Annotated in this window: 14 protein-coding genes, 1 pseudogene and 1 riboswitch; of the genes and pseudogenes, 6 read left to right on the top strand and 9 right to left on the bottom strand. The window is 62.4% G+C overall.

Going from position 1 to position 15,192, the window contains the following annotated elements; translation table 11 throughout:
• Nucleotides 1–28 precede the first annotated feature (28 nt).
• The 6 genes from OEG82_RS23225 to OEG82_RS23200 all read right to left on the bottom strand — a co-directional run bounded on the left by OEG82_RS23225 (nucleotide 29) and on the right by OEG82_RS23200 (nucleotide 5,393).
• The gene (locus OEG82_RS23225) at nucleotides 29–1,519 is read right to left on the bottom strand and encodes a capsular polysaccharide export protein, LipB/KpsS family (RefSeq protein ID WP_267614729.1); all 1,491 of its coding nucleotides are present in this window, start codon (nucleotides 1,517–1,519) and stop codon (nucleotides 29–31) included.
• A 253-nt stretch (nucleotides 1,520–1,772) separates the two neighbouring features.
• The gene (locus OEG82_RS23220; RefSeq protein WP_267614728.1) at nucleotides 1,773–2,810 is read right to left on the bottom strand and encodes a LacI family DNA-binding transcriptional regulator; all 1,038 of its coding nucleotides are present in this window, start codon (nucleotides 2,808–2,810) and stop codon (nucleotides 1,773–1,775) included.
• Between the two features lie 95 nt (nucleotides 2,811–2,905).
• Nucleotides 2,906–3,238 (bottom strand): hypothetical protein, encoded by a 333-nt coding sequence (locus tag OEG82_RS23215; RefSeq protein WP_267614727.1) that lies wholly within the window; start codon nucleotides 3,236–3,238, stop codon nucleotides 2,906–2,908.
• Nucleotides 3,235–4,122: an NAD(P)-dependent oxidoreductase gene (locus tag OEG82_RS23210; protein ID WP_267614726.1), complete on the bottom strand. Its 888-nt coding sequence runs from the start codon at nucleotides 4,120–4,122 to the stop codon at nucleotides 3,235–3,237. Before OEG82_RS23210 ends, OEG82_RS23215 begins: the two co-directional genes overlap by 4 nt.
• Nucleotides 4,115–4,621 (bottom strand): gluconokinase, encoded by a 507-nt coding sequence (locus OEG82_RS23205; RefSeq protein ID WP_267614725.1) that lies wholly within the window; start codon nucleotides 4,619–4,621, stop codon nucleotides 4,115–4,117. Before OEG82_RS23205 ends, OEG82_RS23210 begins: the two co-directional genes overlap by 8 nt.
• 1 nt (nucleotide 4,622) lies before the next feature.
• Nucleotides 4,623–5,393, bottom strand: coding sequence for an SDR family oxidoreductase (locus tag OEG82_RS23200; protein WP_267614724.1), 771 nt, complete (start codon nucleotides 5,391–5,393; stop codon nucleotides 4,623–4,625).
• Nucleotides 5,394–5,992: 599 nt separating this feature from the next.
• Between OEG82_RS23200 and OEG82_RS23195 the strand changes: the two genes are divergently transcribed.
• The 5 genes from OEG82_RS23195 (at nucleotide 5,993) to OEG82_RS23175 (ending at nucleotide 11,394) form a co-directional block, all read left to right on the top strand.
• Nucleotides 5,993–8,422 carry a TonB-dependent receptor gene (locus tag OEG82_RS23195; RefSeq protein ID WP_267614723.1) on the top strand — a complete coding sequence of 810 codons (2,430 nt, stop codon included), beginning with the start codon at nucleotides 5,993–5,995 and terminating at the stop codon, nucleotides 8,420–8,422.
• Nucleotides 8,423–8,487: 65 nt separating this feature from the next.
• Complete coding sequence (locus OEG82_RS23190; RefSeq protein ID WP_267614721.1) at nucleotides 8,488–9,171, top strand: Fe2+-dependent dioxygenase; 684 nt, start codon at nucleotides 8,488–8,490, stop codon at nucleotides 9,169–9,171.
• Between the two features lie 5 nt (nucleotides 9,172–9,176).
• The gene (gene exbB / locus OEG82_RS23185) at nucleotides 9,177–10,064 is read left to right on the top strand and encodes a tonB-system energizer ExbB (protein ID WP_267614720.1); all 888 of its coding nucleotides are present in this window, start codon (nucleotides 9,177–9,179) and stop codon (nucleotides 10,062–10,064) included.
• A 5-nt stretch (nucleotides 10,065–10,069) separates the two neighbouring features.
• Entirely contained in the window at nucleotides 10,070–10,552 is a 483-nt protein-coding gene (gene exbD, locus OEG82_RS23180) for a TonB system transport protein ExbD (protein ID WP_267614718.1), read from the top strand.
• Nucleotides 10,549–11,394: an energy transducer TonB gene (locus OEG82_RS23175; protein WP_267614717.1), complete on the top strand. Its 846-nt coding sequence runs from the start codon at nucleotides 10,549–10,551 to the stop codon at nucleotides 11,392–11,394. The genes exbD and OEG82_RS23175 overlap by 4 nt, the downstream gene beginning before the upstream one ends.
• 12 nt (nucleotides 11,395–11,406) lie before the next feature.
• Here the strand turns inward: OEG82_RS23175 and OEG82_RS23170 are convergent, their stop codons facing one another.
• The gene (locus OEG82_RS23170) at nucleotides 11,407–12,507 is read right to left on the bottom strand and encodes an alpha-hydroxy acid oxidase (RefSeq protein WP_267614716.1); all 1,101 of its coding nucleotides are present in this window, start codon (nucleotides 12,505–12,507) and stop codon (nucleotides 11,407–11,409) included.
• Nucleotides 12,507–12,611 (bottom strand): annotated as a pseudogene (gene hemP / locus OEG82_RS23165) (hemin uptake protein HemP); the annotation flags it as partial. The pseudogene hemP and the gene OEG82_RS23170, both read right to left, overlap by 1 nt.
• A gap of 366 nt (nucleotides 12,612–12,977) precedes the next feature.
• Nucleotides 12,978–13,108, top strand: a riboswitch (FMN riboswitch).
• Nucleotides 13,109–13,187: 79 nt separating this feature from the next.
• Between hemP and OEG82_RS23160 the strand changes: the two are divergent.
• Entirely contained in the window at nucleotides 13,188–13,661 is a 474-nt protein-coding gene (locus OEG82_RS23160) for a 6,7-dimethyl-8-ribityllumazine synthase (protein ID WP_267614715.1), read from the top strand.
• Nucleotides 13,662–13,740: 79 nt separating this feature from the next.
• Here OEG82_RS23160 and OEG82_RS23155 read toward each other — a convergent pair whose 3' ends face one another.
• Entirely contained in the window at nucleotides 13,741–15,192 is a 1,452-nt protein-coding gene (locus OEG82_RS23155; protein ID WP_267614714.1) for an FGGY-family carbohydrate kinase, read from the bottom strand.

Genomic DNA, 15,192 nt, shown 5'->3' with positions numbered 1-15,192 from the left:
GCCACCGGTGGTTTTCCCCGCGCAGCGCTCAGATACCCAGCTTCCTGCCGATCCAGGAGAGCTCGCGCCAAAGGGTCGTCACCCAGTGATGCCTGCGATCACCGCGCTGACGCACCAGCGTCTCGATCAGGCGTTCAGCTGTGCAGGGACGCATGCTCAACGGTTCGATATAGCGGCAATAGGCCACCAGGGTGATGTAGACCAGTTCGTCGAGGCTGCGGGAGCGGGTGCGCCGCGCCAGCGAAACCATGTCTTCGGTCAGCCCCCAACCGGCATAGAACGGGGTGCCGTGGGTGACGACATGCTTGCCGCGCAGCAAGGCCTCGAATCCAGAAAGAGACGAGATCGTTTCGATGCTCGTGCACTGATCGATGAGATCAATGATATCGGCATCGCGCACCACACGATTTGCATAGGTCAGCGCCAGTTGCTCCGGCACTGCGCCCTTGCGCAGGCGCTTGTCGACATCGGGATGCGGCTTGTAGATGATATAGGCATCGGGATTTCGGGCGCGCACGGCCTGGAGCAGAGATGCGTTGACGGTGTCGTGGCTGGAGCAGTCGACCGTTGTCGAAACCGTTTTCAGAATGGCCGCGTCATCGCCGACCTGTCCGGGCACCAGAATGGCCTTCCGCCCTGCCGGGAAAAAACGCTCCGCCCGGATCCGGCCGACATTGTATTTCGACAGCCGCGCTTCAACGATCAGCCGGCGCAGCTCAGCGCCGCGCCTGATCTGCGCCTCGTCCAGATCGAGCTCTTCGAGCATGACCTCGATGTCACTGGGGCGCGAGGCATCGTAATAGATTCCGCGCGAATCGAAGGTCAGTGATGCGCCGCGGGCAAGGCCCGCACCCAGGCCGACCGAGCGCAGGAAGCCGTCCTCGATGCGGGTCAGGGAGAGATTTGATTGCCGGCACAGCGTTTCAAATTCCGGTGTGGTTCTGGCTGCCCATGAATAGATCCTGCCGCCCTGTGTTTGCGCGAGGCGGATTGCGTCGGTCTCTGTTTCGACAAAATCCGGCGTCCCGCCTGCACCGGTGAGAAATGCCCTGATCGAGGGATGATTCCACCATTGGACCCCGAGGCAGATGGCCTTTTGGCTGTTGGCCGCGTGGTGGTCCTTCAGAAGTGCTTGCTGCGCCTGTGCCGCGTCCTGATCGATTGGCGTTCCGTCATAGGCATCGAGCCAGATGGTCTGGATGAGTGTGTCCGGTGCAGTGCTGTTACGAACCGCAAGGGCCGAGACGGGCTGCCCGGGCGTTTCGGCGCGGTGACCTCCGTCATGCAGGGGTGAAACCAGCAGCACCGGAAGGTTCCGGCGCCGGGCGTAGCGCTCGGCATGCCACTGCTCGGCGGGGTCGTCGGAGGTGACCACGATCTCGGGCCGGCTGACGGACCAGCGGCCTGAAAAGCGCAGGCCAAGCGCAGTGGCGATGGTTTTGGTCCGGGGCCGAAGCCTCTGCGACAGCAGGACGGCGGGCTGTTTTTGCCCGGGCGCTGCCGGCCGGCGGGCGCTCACGATCGGTCACCCAACGTGGGGCTGTCCGCGATCTGATGTGGAGAATCGGTGAGGGTGTCAGACACGTTGAACTGGCTCATTTTAGAGGGGTCGTTCGACCATGATGCGAACTGTTCCCAAGCCCGTTGTCAGCGCAGATCGTGCCATGAAGCCGCCCGCTTAGGCAAGGGGCATGAGAAGCGGCCGCCAGAGCCTGCCGGGCTCTCGCCAGGGTTCGATCGGCGGAACGACCGGTCCATCTATGCGCGCCGGCTCAGGCCTTTTCGGGCGAGACTGTCGAGGCGCGGATGAGCAGGCCGGGGTCGAGAACGGTCTGACGGTGGCTCTTCCCATCCTCCTCATCCGACAACAGCTCGAGGATGCGCCCGGCCGACAAAAGGCCGATCTGGTAGCAATGCGGATCCACGCTTGTGATCGGGGGGACGCAGATGTCGGAGATTTCATAGGCGCCGAAACCGGCGACAGCCATTTCGCCCGGCACCTCGATGCCGAGGCGCTGGCATTCGGTCAGGGCGCCGTAGGCGACGAGATCGGAGACGCAGACCACGGCCTCGGTGTCGGGCCATTTCGCCATCAGCCGCGCCAGCGCGTCTGCCCCCTCGCGCATGGAGATCGGTGGCGGACCGATCTCGGCAAGCCGGGTCGCATCGAGCTTCAGCTCCTGCATGGTCCGGACAAAGCCGCGGCGGCGGTCAAATCCTCTGGTGTCGCGGCTGGTGTCGCCGCCGAGAAAGGCGATCTTGCTGCGGCCCGTGCTGACCAGATGTCTGACAATCATGGCCGAGGCTTCTGCATTGGAAAAGCCGACAACCGAATCGATCGGGTCCGGCGGCAAGTCCCAAGTCTCGATGACCGGTATCCCGGCATTTTCGAGCATGGCGCGGCATTTTCCTGTGTGCTTGCCGCCGGTGACCACGATGGCCTCGGGACGGCGGGTGAGCAATTGGCGCACCAGCCGTTCTTCTTCCTCCAGACTGTAGTTGGTGTAGCCAAGCAGCACCTGCAGTCCCTTGTCGAGCAGGCCGTCGGTCAGTCCCCGCACCGTGTCGGCGAAATTGGCATTGTTGATGGAAGGGATGGTGACTGCAACAAAGCCGGTCTTGCGTGATGACAGGCCTGACGCCATGCTGTCCATGACATAGCCGAGCCGGTCGGCCGCAAGCAGAATGGCCCTGCGGGTTTCGTCATTGACATAGGCGTCGGACTTGAATGCCCGTGACACGGTCATCGGCGAGACGCCGGCCTCGCGGGCGACATCGGCCATGGTCGGCGGTTTTCTTGCTGATTTCATGCTCGTGATCCGGAGGGTGACGCAGCCACAGCCGTGCGGGAGGGATCGCAAAATCCGGAGCATTGCGCTCCGGATTTCTCAGTCACGCACCTGGCTCAGAGCGGGAAGGAATTGGCCAGCGTGACATGGTGGTGAATGCGGCCGTCGAAGCATGCCGCAACGATTTCCCCGGTGACCTCGCGCGATCGTGCCCGGGCAGGGCTTTGCAAGGCCTGCTCCATGGCTGCCCGATCGGGGTAACTGATGGCGAGGATCAGCGGAAATTCCGGGGCGCCTTCGTCGCGTTCCTCGCCGAACATGACGCGGACTTCCTGCGCGCCGGCAAATTGTTTCCACAATGGCACGAGACGGTCCATGACCGCGGAACGGAAGGCGTCAGTCTTGCCGGGTTTGACCGAGCCTTCGAAAAGGGCGTAGCGGGTGATCATGTGAAGTGTTCCTTGTTGGGGCCTTTGAAATATTCCATCACGGCGGCCTGGTCTTCGCCGCCCAGGCCGGCAGCCGTCAGCATCCGGTGAATTTCGGCGCAGAGGGCTGTCATCGGCATTGATGTGTGGCTGGTGCGCGCCAGATCCAGCGCGCCGTTGAGATCCTTGACCATGTTGTCGATCCGGCCGGTGCGGCGGTAATCCTTGCTGACGAAACGTGGCATGTATTCCTGCAGGATGGCGCTGTCGGCGCGGCCGCCCTTGAGCGCCAGCGGAATTTTTGCTGCATCGACACCGGCATCCAGTGCCAGCTGAGTGGCTTCGGCAACGGCCAGGAAGCCGAGCCCGCACAGCACCTGGTTGATCAGCTTGGTGGTCTGTCCGGCGCCGCTGGGACCCATATGGGTGTAATTGCTGGCGACATGGCGCAGCACCTTGTGAGCCTGCTGGACATCATCTGCATCGCCGCCGGCCATCAGGGTCAGCTCGCCGACACGCGCTTTCGGGGCGCCGCCTGACAGCGGGGAATCGACCCAGCGCAGGCCCTTGTCGCGGGCGTCCTGGCTCAGTTGCCGTGTCGCCACCGGATCGATCGAGGACATGTCGATGATGATGGTGCCGGGTCTTGCGCCTTCGGCCACGCCTGCCGCGCCAAACACGGCGCGTCTTACGATTTCGGCGGAGTTGAGGCTGGTGACGACATAGTCGGATCGGGCTGCCGCCTCGGCGGCGGAAGCCGCGGCGGTGGCGCCCTTGGCAACCAGGTCCGCCACCTTGTCAGCGTCGAGATCGAAGACCGCGAGGCTGTTTCCGGTCTCCAGCAGCCGCGTGCCGATTGCGCTGCCCATGGCGCCGGCCCCGATCAGGGCTATGGTTTCAGTCAAATTGGTGTCCTCCAGAATGGCGTGCCGCGGCGGCGATGATGGCCTTGAGCGGCTGGTCGATGTCGATGGATATCGAGGCTTCGTCGGTTGCGGGTGGTTCGAGCGCCGCAAACTGGCTGTCGAGCAGTGTCAGCGGCATGAAATGGTTCTTGCGTTGCTGCATGCGCCTGCTGATCACATCCCGGCTTCCGGTGAGGTGAATGAATGTCACCGCACCGCCGCAGTGATGCCGGATCCTGTCGCGATAGCTGCGCTTGAGCGCCGAACAGCCGATGATTAGAGGCTCGGCGCTGCTACCGAATTGCCGGCCGATGGCTTCGAGCCAGGGCCAGCGATCCTCGTCGGTCAGCGGAGTGCCGGCCGACATCTTGTCGACATTGGCTTTCGGGTGCAGGGCGTCGCCGTCGATGAACCGGGTTCCGGTCAGCTGTGACAGGCCCTCACCGACGCTGGTCTTGCCGCAGCCGGCCACGCCCATGATGACAAAGTGACGTGCCATCTCAGAGCGAGGCCGTGATGCCGCCATCGACATAGAGCGTATGGCCATTGACGAAGGACGAGGCCCTGGAGGACAGGAAAATGCAGGCGCCGACGAGTTCCTCGACATTGCCCCAGCGGCCCGCCGGGGTGCGCTTTTCAAGCCAGCCGCTGAATTCCGGATCGGCAACCAGTGCGGCATTGAGCGGCGTGTCGAAATAGCCCGGTGCGATGGCGTTGCATTGCAGGCCATGCCTGGCCCAGTCGGTCGCCATGCCCTTGGTCAGATTGGCAACAGCGCCCTTTGTCGCCGTGTAGGGGGCGATTCCCGGGCGCGCCAGTGCGGTCTGCACCGAGGCGATATTGATGATCTTTCCGGCACCACGGCCGATCATGTGCCGGGCGACGGCCTGGCCGACATTGAAAACCGAGCTGACATTGGTGCGCAGCAGATGCTCGAAGGCATCAGCTGGAAAATCCTCAAGCGGCGCACGATGCTGCATGCCGGCATTGTTGACGCAGATGTCGATGGCCCCGACGGAGGCTTCGAATCCATCCACGGCGGCGCGGGCGGCAGCGTGATCGGTGACATCGAAGGCGAGCTGATGGATGGTTGCACCCGTCTCGGCCAGCCGCGACGCCGCATCGGCCAGTTTGCTCTCGTTGCGGCCATTGAGCACCAGCGTCGTCCCGGCCCCGGCAAGACCTGCGGCAAGCGCGTAGCCGATGCCCTGGGAAGAGCCGGTGATAAGCGCCGTGCGGCCGCTCAGGTCAAACAGGTCGTGGTCCGCCATGACGAAGTCCTTGCTCAAATAGATGTCCAGAAGTCGGGCGAAGGTTATGTGTTAGCGATAACACAGTCAAGTTCGATTTCGTCCCAATGAGCGAAAGCGATATTTGGGATCGGTGGCCAGTGGCTGCAATTTGCAAGAGGTTTTACAACGCGGGCGGGCTTCGGCCATGCAATCTGAAGGTGCGCCTGAGGTGCGGGCGCAATCGTATCCTGTAGCAAAATTGCCACATTGCCGCCATGTTATTCGCCGCGCGGATTTCGCCGGAAGCTTAAAAAATGTTAAAATTTCCTTATAATTACAATGATCTAAGGCAGCGTCACGCCGTCCTTGGCCTGGCTGCTGGGGATTTTTTGCCTCCCCTCCATTGGGCAGGCACTTTACTTGACCAAATCGGTCAACTATTGGGTAGGCATAGTAGCCAGCCAGCGTTCCCCGGTAAGGATTGTGAGCCAGCCAACCCGTCTCTCCCCGCGGAAAATCCGTTCGGGAGGCTCACAAACCTTTGTACATTCTAAATTGGGGGATGGGACATGAAAGTCTCGCTCAGAGGCGCGCCGGTTACCGGTAGTCGTAAAAATTCGCACTCGCAGATCACGGACATGTTGAGCGCCACTGTGGCAGCAGCCTGCTTTGTGGCCGCGGGAACGCATCACGCGCTGGCGCAGGACGGCGAGACCATCGTTCTTCCCACCGTGGAAGTCGAAACCACACAGCAGACAGAGCCGACCGCGGCGACTGAAGCTGCGCGCCAGGAAGCTGCCGCCGCACGCCGGCGTGCCGAGCAGCGTGCCGCTGCAGCCCGGGCCCAGCGCCAGGCAGATGCGGCTGCCGCGCGCGCCGCAGCGCTTGAAGAAGCCAATCAGCTTGCCGAAGCCGAAGCCCAGGCGGCAGCTGCTGCTGCGGCAAAGGCCAAGGAAATCGCACGGGGCAACCCCTATGCGGATCCGGATGCCCCGTTCAAGAGCGACCGGCTGGCCAATTCGCGGCTTCCCGGCAGCATCGCCGATACGCCGCGCACCGTCACCGCGATCGGCAAGGAGGTTCTCGAAACCACCGGCATGACATCGGTTCGCGAAATCGCCCGGACCACACCCGGCATCTCGCTGGGCTTCGGCGAAGGCGGCAGCGCGTTCGGCGACAACATCTATATCCGTGGCTTCAAGGCCAATAACGACCTTTATGTCGACGGCGTCCGCGATTCCGGCATCAGCGTGCACGAGACCTTCAACACCGAGCAGATTGAAGTGATCAAGGGTCCGGCCGGAACAATCGGCGGCCGCGGAACCACCGGTGGTGCGCTGGATATCGTGACCAAAAAGGCCAAGGATATTTCCTTCTACGAAGCCTCCACGACCTTCACCAGCGCCAACACCAAGCGTGCCACGATTGACTTCAACCATGTTCTCAACGAGCAGGTTCAGGTCCGCATCAACGCGCTGCTTCAGGATGGCGAAGTTGCCGGCCGGGACAATGTCGAAGACGATCGCCGCGGTTTTGCGGCTGCAGCGACCATCAAGCCGTCTGACCGGTTCACGATCGAGGCCGATGTCGCGCACACGGTCATCAAGCAGACACCGGACTGGGGTATTCCCTATCTGTCGGACAATGGCGGACCGGTGACCGAATATGGTGTCGACCGCAACACATTCTACGGCGTGGTCGGGCGCGACTATCAGGACGTGACCCAGACCGTCGGCACGATCAAGACGGTGTATGAGCTGACCGACAGCCTCAAGCTCAGCAATACGGCGCGCTACTCCCAGTCGGTCAATGACTATGTGCTGACCGCACCGAGCAGCCTGATCACCAACGGGTCGAGCAACATCAATGACTGGCAGGTGTCGCTCAGCTTCAAGAGCAAGTACCAGGAAACCGACGTGTTCTCCGATGTGCTTGAATTGTCGGGTGAAAGCTCGCTGGGCGGGGTCGCGCATACCTATGTGGCGGGACTGAGCTACAGCGATGAGAAGGTCAGCGCCAGCAGCTATCAGAACCTGCAGAGCGAGGACTATCTGCCGCCGGCCGGACAGCGCGGCTGTACCGTGACCGCGGTCAATCCGAACCCGATCGCCGAAGGCTGCTGGGCCGGGGAAGCTCCGGTGCGGGGCGATTCCGTGACCACCACCCGGGTGCGCACGACATCGCTTTATGCACTCGACACCATCGAGCTGAACGAGCAGTGGCTGATCAATGGCGGGGTCCGCGTGGACTTCTATGACAACCAGCGCAGCTCCGGAAACTCCGATCTGGCGCGCAAGGACACGCTGTTCAACTGGAATGCCGGCGTCACCTACAAGCCATGGGAATCCACCAGCTTCTACGCTGCAGTCGCCAGTTCCTCGAACCCGTCCGGGCAGGAAATCGCTGCCGGCGGCAGCTTCTACGGCGGACTTGATGACGGTGGCACGGTTCTGGCTCCGGAACGCAACATGTCCTACGAGACCGGCGTCAAATACGAATACAATGACAATCTGCTGCTGACGGCTGCTGTCTTCCACACGGTCAAGTCCGATGCCCGTGAAGACTATGATCCCGATGGCCGCGGCGGTCCGGCTCCGACACAGTATCTCGACACGCTGAAATACAGCATGACGGGCATCGAGGTCGGCGTGTCGGGCAATCTGACCGACCGGATCAGCCTGTTCGGCGGCGCCGTGCTGATGGACAGCAAGATCGTGGACAGCATCAGCTCCGATGATATCGGCAAGGACATTGCCAATATCGCTCATCAGCAGTTCAGTCTTCTGGGAACCTACCAGTTCAATGACAAGCTGACACTGGGCGCAAGGGTAACCTATGCCGGCGGACGGAAGCTCGGAAGCGTGGCGGCAAACGGCAATACCCTGCCTGACTACACGACCTTCGACCTGCTGGCGAAGTACGAGTTTTCGGAACATGCGGAATTGCAGTTCAACGTCACCAATGTGGCCGATGAAACCTACTACGACACCGCCTACCGCTCCGGTTCGCCATTCACCTATGTGGCGCCGGGCCGCGAGTTTTCGCTCAACCTGAAAGCCAAGTTCTAAGGCTTGATACGACACAACGTTCCGGGCGGGTCACCGTCCGGAACGCCTATCATGGGATAAGCCAGATGTTGATCACGATCCCCGACGTCCTGAGCAAGGATGAAGTGCGGCACTTCCGGCAGGTGCTTGACGCGGCCGAGTGGGAGTCAGGCGCAAAGACCGCCGGCGTCCAGTCGGAGGAGGTCAAGCGGAACCAGCAATTGCCGGTGACGAGCGATGCTGCCCACAAGCTTGGTCAATTTCTGCTGCAGAAACTCTCTGCCACCCCGCTGTTTCTGTCAGCGGCGCTGCCGCTGAAAATCCTGCCGCCGATGTTCAACCGCTATGAGACGCAGGAAACCTTCGGGGTCCATGTCGACAACGCGATCCGCCTCAATCACCTCACCCAGGAGCGGCTCAGAACCGATCTTTCGATGACGGTGTTTTTGAGCGAGCCGGACGAATATGATGGCGGCGAACTGATCGTCGAGGACCATTACGGCGCCCAGGAGGTCAAGCTGGAAGCCGGCCACATGGTGCTTTATCCGGCGACGAGCCTGCACCAGGTGGTGCCCGTCACCCGCGGCGCGAGGGTCGCCTCGTTCTTCTGGTTGCAGAGCATGATCCGGTCGGACGCGCATCGCACGATGCTGTTCGATCTTGACCAGACGATTCAGTCTCTTTCCGTGCGCCTGGGGACGGGAGACAGCGAAGTCGTCCGGCTGACCGGTATTTATCACAACCTGATCCGCACATGGGCAGAGGCCTGAGAATAATGAAGACGAAACTGATCCGATTTGGGGTGGTGACCGCACTCGTGCTGCTGGCAGGACAGGCTGTTGCGCAGGAAGCCGCAGAGAGCGCTGTCCAGGGCAATTTGCTTGGCGGCATTGTTGCAAGTCTTTCGGCCTGGCTGCATCAGGCAGGCGAAGACGAACTGAGCGCCATCGGCATGTTCATGGCCGCCGACTGGGTGGTCAAGGCGGTGATGATCTCGCTGGCCTTTGCGTCGGTACTGACCTGGATCATCTTCTTTGCCAAGACGCTTGATCTGCTGTGGCAGCGCGCCACGCTCAAGCGCAATTTTCGTCGTCTCGACGCCCATGGCAGCCTGACCGGGGTGCAGGCGCTCTTTGCCAACGGCAAGGGAATTGTCGGCCGCATGGTGCATGCCGCCCTGCGCGAGCGTGAGCGCAGCAGCGCCGGCGGGCTCGACAAGGCCGGCGTCAAGGAGCGCGTGTCTTCCGAATTGTCACGCATCGAGGCCGGGGCGGCGCGAAGCATGATGGCGGGCACCGGCATTCTCGCCAATATCGGCTCGACCGCGCCCTTTGTCGGCCTGTTCGGCACGGTCTGGGGCATCATGAACTCCTTCATTTCGATTTCCGAAAGCAACACCACCAATCTCGCTGTCGTGGCGCCGGGGATCGCCGAAGCACTGCTTGCCACCGCAATCGGGCTGGTGGCGGCAATTCCGGCGGTGATCTTCTACAATCTGATTGCGCGCGGGCTTGGCGGCTACAAGGTGATGCTTGCCGATGCGGCGGCGCTGGTCGAGCGCACGCTGTCCCGCGATCTCGATCTTGCGGGCCAAGGCGTCAGGACGGTTGCACCCGCGATGCCAAGTGCCGAGGTCACCGACCTTGCCGAGGCTGCGGAGTAAAGGCCATGGCTGGCAGGATTGCTGACGACGACGAATTGTCGGAAAACCACGACATCAACATCACGCCCTTCATCGACGTGATGCTGGTGCTCCTGATTATTTTCATGATCGCGGCGCCGCTGTCGACGGTGGATATTCCGGTCGAGCTTCCGGTAGCTGTCGCCGAACCGCCGCAACGGCCGCTCAAGCCGGTGTTCATCACCATCGCCGAGGATCTTCAGCTTTCGGTCGGCGAGACCAGCACGACCTTCGAGCGGCTTTACGTCGATGTCGGCATCGCCACACTGCAGAAGCGGGACACCCGTATCTACATACGTGCGGACAAATCCGTGCCCTATGGCGAGTTCATCCGGGTGATGAACATCCTGCGGGCCGACGGGTTCTTGAAGATCGGACTGGTGGGGCTGGATGAAAACGCCGTGCCGGACGAAGCCGGCACGGCTCCCGGCGCGGCGCAACCTTCACCTGCAACAGGGCCGCAGCCATGAGCCTGATCTACCAGCGGTCGGCTTCCGGCATCTGGTTCTGGGCATGCGCGGCGGTCGTCAGTGTCGGCCTGCATGGCGGGCTGTCCTATTTGGCCCTGCGGGATGAGCCTGTTGCGGCTGTCGAACAGCCGGTGGATGCCGGCATCACCGGGGCTATCATGTTCGACCTCTCCGACCTGATCGCGGCACCGGCGGATATGGCCGAAGACAGCGCCGAGGCGACTGAATCGGCCGAGGCACCGACCATCACCGAAAGCCCGGAAGTCGTCGATCCAGCCAAGGCGGCGGAAGAGCCGATGCTGAGCCAGATTCCCTATGATGTGGAGGATGAAAGCCTCAAATTCGGCGTGGCCAGTCCGGAACCGGTCGAGGATACCGAGGAACTCGCGCACGAGATCGCCACCGAATACAAGCCGGAGGATGTCGAGCAGGCCAGCACCACCGGTGCCCAGGAAAGTGATGCGGCGGATGCTTCGGTTGCTGCCGTTGCTGCCGAAGAAACCGCCGAAACCACCCAGGCCACGGGCGAGGGGCTGACCGCCGAACAAAAGGCCGAAGTGCGGGAATGGCAGCGCGATATCGTGCTCAGGATCAGCAAGGTGCGGAAATATCCTTCGCTGGCGCGTCAAAAGCGGATCGAAGGGGAAGTCCGGGTGCGGTTCACGCTGGATCAGTATGGGTCGATCCTGTCGTCGCAGATCGAGACCTCGTCAGGCTGGCCGGTGCTCGACGAGGCGGCCCTCGCGGTGTTCACTGAAATCGGCAAGCTGCCGACACCGCCGAGCTATCTCGAAGGCGACAGCTTCACGCTGCTGGCGCCAATCCGCTACTCGTTCCGATAGGCAATCAGGCGGTTAAGGCTGGTCCGGCCGGTAGAGGATGTCGGGGGTAATATCGTTCAACGTACGGCAACCGGTCAGCATCATGGCGATCTCGAATTCGTCATGCAGCAGACGCAGGACATGGCTGACACCGGCAGCGCCGGCGACGGCCAGGCCGGCAATCACCGGGCGGCCGACCAGCACGGCCGTCGCCCCGAGAGCCAGCGCCTTCAGGATGTCGGTGCCGCGTCGTACGCCGCCATCCATGAGCACGGGAATCGCCCCGTCACAGGCCTTGACCACCGCAGGCAGCAATCTGATGCTGGCCGGTATGGTGTCGAGAACCCTGCCGCCATGATTGGAAACGATGATGGCGCGCGCGCCGGCCAGGACCGCCTTGTGCGCATCCCCCGGATGCACAATGCCCTTGAGAATCACCGGCAGCGGCGAATTTTCGCAAAGCCATTCCACATCGGCCCATTCGGGGGCGATATGGGCGATGCGGTCAAACAGGATCGATTCGTCGTCTCCCAGCGGCGCAAATTGCGGCGGCCGCATGTTCTCCAGATTGACCGCAGAGATGTCAGCAGGCAAGCGGAAGCCGGTTCTGGTCTCGCGATCGCGCACTCCTTGCACCGGCGCGTCGATTGTCAGCACGATTGCGGTGTACCCCAGATCGGCCATCCGCTGCACAAGCCGCAGATTGTCCTCGCGCGTGGGCCGCCAGTAGAGTTGAAACCAGGTGCAGTAGGCACCGGCCCTGCGGGCCTCGGCTGCATCGACACTGCTTTGGGTGCTCAGCACCATATGGGTGCCCTGGGCGGCGGCGCCTATTGCCATTGCCGCTTCGCCATCGGGATGAACCAGTTTCTGATAGGCCACGGGGGCCACCAGAACCGGATGCGCCATTGGCTGGCCAAGCAGGGTCAGGCCGGCCGAGCCGCCGCGCATGTCGCGAAGCGCACGCGGGAGCAGTTCGATCTCCGAAAAGGCGCGCTGATTGGCCTCAAGTGTCAATTCATCCGCAGCGCCGCCAAAGAAATAGGCGGCCCGGTCCGTGCTCAGCACATGGCGCGCCCGGCTTTCATATCCGCGCAGGGTCGGCTGCAATGCTGCAGTGGTACGATCCGACATCATTTGTTGAGGATGAGTTTGCCCTGCCGGGTGATGCGCAACCGGTAGAGCGAGCCGTCATGGGATATGGCGATTTCCCGGCGATTTCGAAACAGCGCACTTGAGTCGATCGCCCCGTCCGTTGCGCCCGATCCGGCCTGGGTTTGTCGTGGCTGGACTGACGTGTCCGACTCCGGACAAGGAAGTGCTTCCGGACTTGGGGGAGGTGCATAAGGATACTCAAACCTGTGCTGGCAACCCTTTCGACCGTTGAGCGGGACGGGGTTGTCTAGAATACATGATTAAATCATTCATATTTATGTTTGCCGGAGCTGTCTACCGCTGAAGCGTGATTCCCAACAGGGATTTCGCTGATTCTGACGATGGCAGAACCTGTTCGATGGAGAGCGGTTCCGAAGATCCGCTGCCCAACCCATGTCCCGTCCCGGCGAGAACCGCGTTGACGCGCGGATGCCGATCAGCTAACAAATCCGCATTCTCAGGGCGGGGTGAAATTCCCCACCGGCGGTATAGCCCGCGAGCGCTTTCAGGGGTCTGAAAGGTCAGCAGATCCGGTGTAATTCCGGAGCCGACGGTATAGTCCGGATGGTAGAGAATGGGACGTGCGGCAACAGGTTTTCCGATCTGTTCCGAACGCTCGTGCGCTCTGGGATCTTGTCATTTATGAAAGGATCCGAGCAATGACAAAATCCCTGAAATTCGCTTTCATCAAAGCACGCTGGCACGCCGATATTGTTGACCAGGCACTGGTCGGCTTCAAGGCGCGCATCACGGAACTCGGTCTGGACGCTGATATCGTAGCGTTCGATGTGCCGGGAGCCTTCGAAATGCCGTTGCTGGCGCAGAAGCTGGCAAGAACCGGAGATTATGACGGCATCGTCGCGGCGGCACTTGTCGTTGATGGCGGCATCTACCGGCATGATTTCGTTGCCCAGGCAGTGGTGACCGGCCTGATGGAAGTCCAGCTCAAGACCGAAGTGCCGGTGTTTTCGGTCTCGCTGACCCCGCATCATTTCCAGCCGAAGGGCGAGCATGAAGCTTTCTTCACCACGCATTTCGTGCAGAAGGGCCGTGAAGCTGCCGATGCCGCGGCTCAGATCGGTGCTCTTAATGGCGAGCTCGTCGACGCCGACGCCAGGGCGGAAGCCGCCTGATCAGCCAATTGCTGACCGTCATATCAAGCCACGCGCCGTCCTGGCGCGTGGCTCTCAAGCCCAGCGCTGCGAGAGCGCGCTAGCTGCAGGCGCGCCGAATCGCGTCCTGCCATGTGGCGCGCAGTGCTGCCGCGGCTGCCGGTTCCATGGCGGGATCGAAGTGCTTGCTGCGCGTGTCCGCGCGCCAGGTGGCGCCGAGCGCACCGAAGGCCATTGCCGCGGCCCCGAGCGCGCTGACCTCCTCGACAACGGCACTTTCCACCGGACATTGCAGCAGGTCCGACTGCAACTGCATCAGAAATTCGTTTGACGAGGCCCCGCCGTCGGTGCGCAAGCCATCCAGCGTGAGGCCGACATCGGATTGCATGGCTTCGAACACATCGGCAATCTGCATGGCGATCGCCTCGAAAGTCGCCCGGGCAACATGCGCCGGCGTGGTGCCGTGGGTCATGCCTGCCACGGTGCCGGTGGCGTGGTCATTCCAGTGCGGCGCGGCCAGACCGGACAGGGCCGGCACGAATGTCACGCCGTCTGACGTGTCGACAGTCCGGGCCAGGTCCGACAGCGCACGGGCATCGCCGATGCCGAGCAGGTTTGCCATGAAGGAGGCTGCCTGAGCAGAGACCAGGATATTGCCCTCGAGTGCATAGGCGGTGCCGGACGTGTCCGTCCAGGCAATGGTGCCCGACAGCCCGTGGGCGGATGCGGTCCGCTTCGGCGTCAGCGTCATCAGGGATGAGCCGGTGCCATAGGTGGCCTTGACCGTGCCCGGCGCGCGGACACCGTGGCCGTACAGCGCGGCGTGGCTGTCGCCCATCATCGCGTGGATCGGAATGCCCGCGGGCAGGCCGGTCACCCCGGCTGCGGTCTCGCCAAAGCGCGCATCCGAGGCCAGCGGTTGCGGCAGACAGGCGGTCGGCGTGCCAAAAATTTCGGCAAGGGTTTCGCTCCATGCCAGGGTTGAGGTGTCGAACAATTGCGTGCGCGAGGCATTGGAATGGTCGGTCGCGAACACCGCGCCATCGGTCAGATTCCACAGCAGCCAGCTGTCGACCGTGCCTGCGCGCAGGCGGCCCTGCTCGGCAAGCTGCCTGGCCCCAGGGCGGTTGTTGATGATCCAGGCCAGTTTTGACGCGGGAAACATCGGATTGATGCCGAGCCCGGTGGCAAGTTCCACCGCATCATTGTGCCCTGCGGCAATCAGTGCTGCGCATTCGGGAGCGGTGCGGCGGCATTGCCACAGGATCGCCGGGCCGACAGGCTTGCCGGTCTGCGCGTCCCAGGCCACGATGGTTTCGCGCTGGTTGGAAATGGCGATGGCGTCAATGCTGCGGCCGCCGGCTTGCGCTGCGACGGCGTCCATGACGGACCGCGTGTCTTCCCAAATGGCAGTGGCCGACTGTTCGGCCCATCCCGGATGCGGATAGTCGGTGCGTGACGGCGTGGCGGCATGGGCATGGATGTGCCCGGTCTCGTCGACGATCAGCGCCTTTGTGTTGGTCGTTCCCTGATCGATTGCCAGCACCAGCAT

Origin of the sequence: Hoeflea ulvae, assembly GCF_026619435.1 — a bacterium.
Classification (GTDB): domain Bacteria; phylum Pseudomonadota; class Alphaproteobacteria; order Rhizobiales; family Rhizobiaceae; genus Hoeflea; species Hoeflea ulvae.
This window is presented reverse-complemented; position numbering and strand designations above follow the sequence as displayed.

Excerpts from the sequence above, each read along its gene's own strand:
- OEG82_RS23220 (WP_267614728.1), bottom strand. The coding sequence starts at position 2,810 with ATGAAATCAGCAAGAAAACCGCCGACCATGGCCGATGTCGCCCGCGAG.
- OEG82_RS23215 (WP_267614727.1), bottom strand. The coding sequence starts at position 3,238 with ATGATCACCCGCTACGCCCTTTTCGAAGGCTCGGTCAAACCCGGCAAG.
- OEG82_RS23205 (WP_267614725.1), bottom strand. The coding sequence starts at position 4,621 with ATGGCACGTCACTTTGTCATCATGGGCGTGGCCGGCTGCGGCAAGACC.
- OEG82_RS23200 (WP_267614724.1), bottom strand. The coding sequence starts at position 5,393 with ATGGCGGACCACGACCTGTTTGACCTGAGCGGCCGCACGGCGCTTATC.
- OEG82_RS23195 (WP_267614723.1), top strand. The coding sequence starts at position 5,993 with ATGTTGAGCGCCACTGTGGCAGCAGCCTGCTTTGTGGCCGCGGGAACG.
- OEG82_RS23190 (WP_267614721.1), top strand. The coding sequence starts at position 8,488 with ATGTTGATCACGATCCCCGACGTCCTGAGCAAGGATGAAGTGCGGCAC.
- exbB (WP_267614720.1), top strand. The coding sequence starts at position 9,177 with ATGAAGACGAAACTGATCCGATTTGGGGTGGTGACCGCACTCGTGCTG.
- exbD (WP_267614718.1), top strand. The coding sequence starts at position 10,070 with ATGGCTGGCAGGATTGCTGACGACGACGAATTGTCGGAAAACCACGAC.
- OEG82_RS23175 (WP_267614717.1), top strand. The coding sequence starts at position 10,549 with ATGAGCCTGATCTACCAGCGGTCGGCTTCCGGCATCTGGTTCTGGGCA.
- OEG82_RS23170 (WP_267614716.1), bottom strand. The coding sequence starts at position 12,507 with ATGTCGGATCGTACCACTGCAGCATTGCAGCCGACCCTGCGCGGATAT.
- OEG82_RS23160 (WP_267614715.1), top strand. The coding sequence starts at position 13,188 with ATGACAAAATCCCTGAAATTCGCTTTCATCAAAGCACGCTGGCACGCC.
- OEG82_RS23155 (WP_267614714.1), bottom strand. The coding sequence starts at position 15,192 with ATGCTGGTGCTGGCAATCGATCAGGGAACGACCAACACAAAGGCGCTG.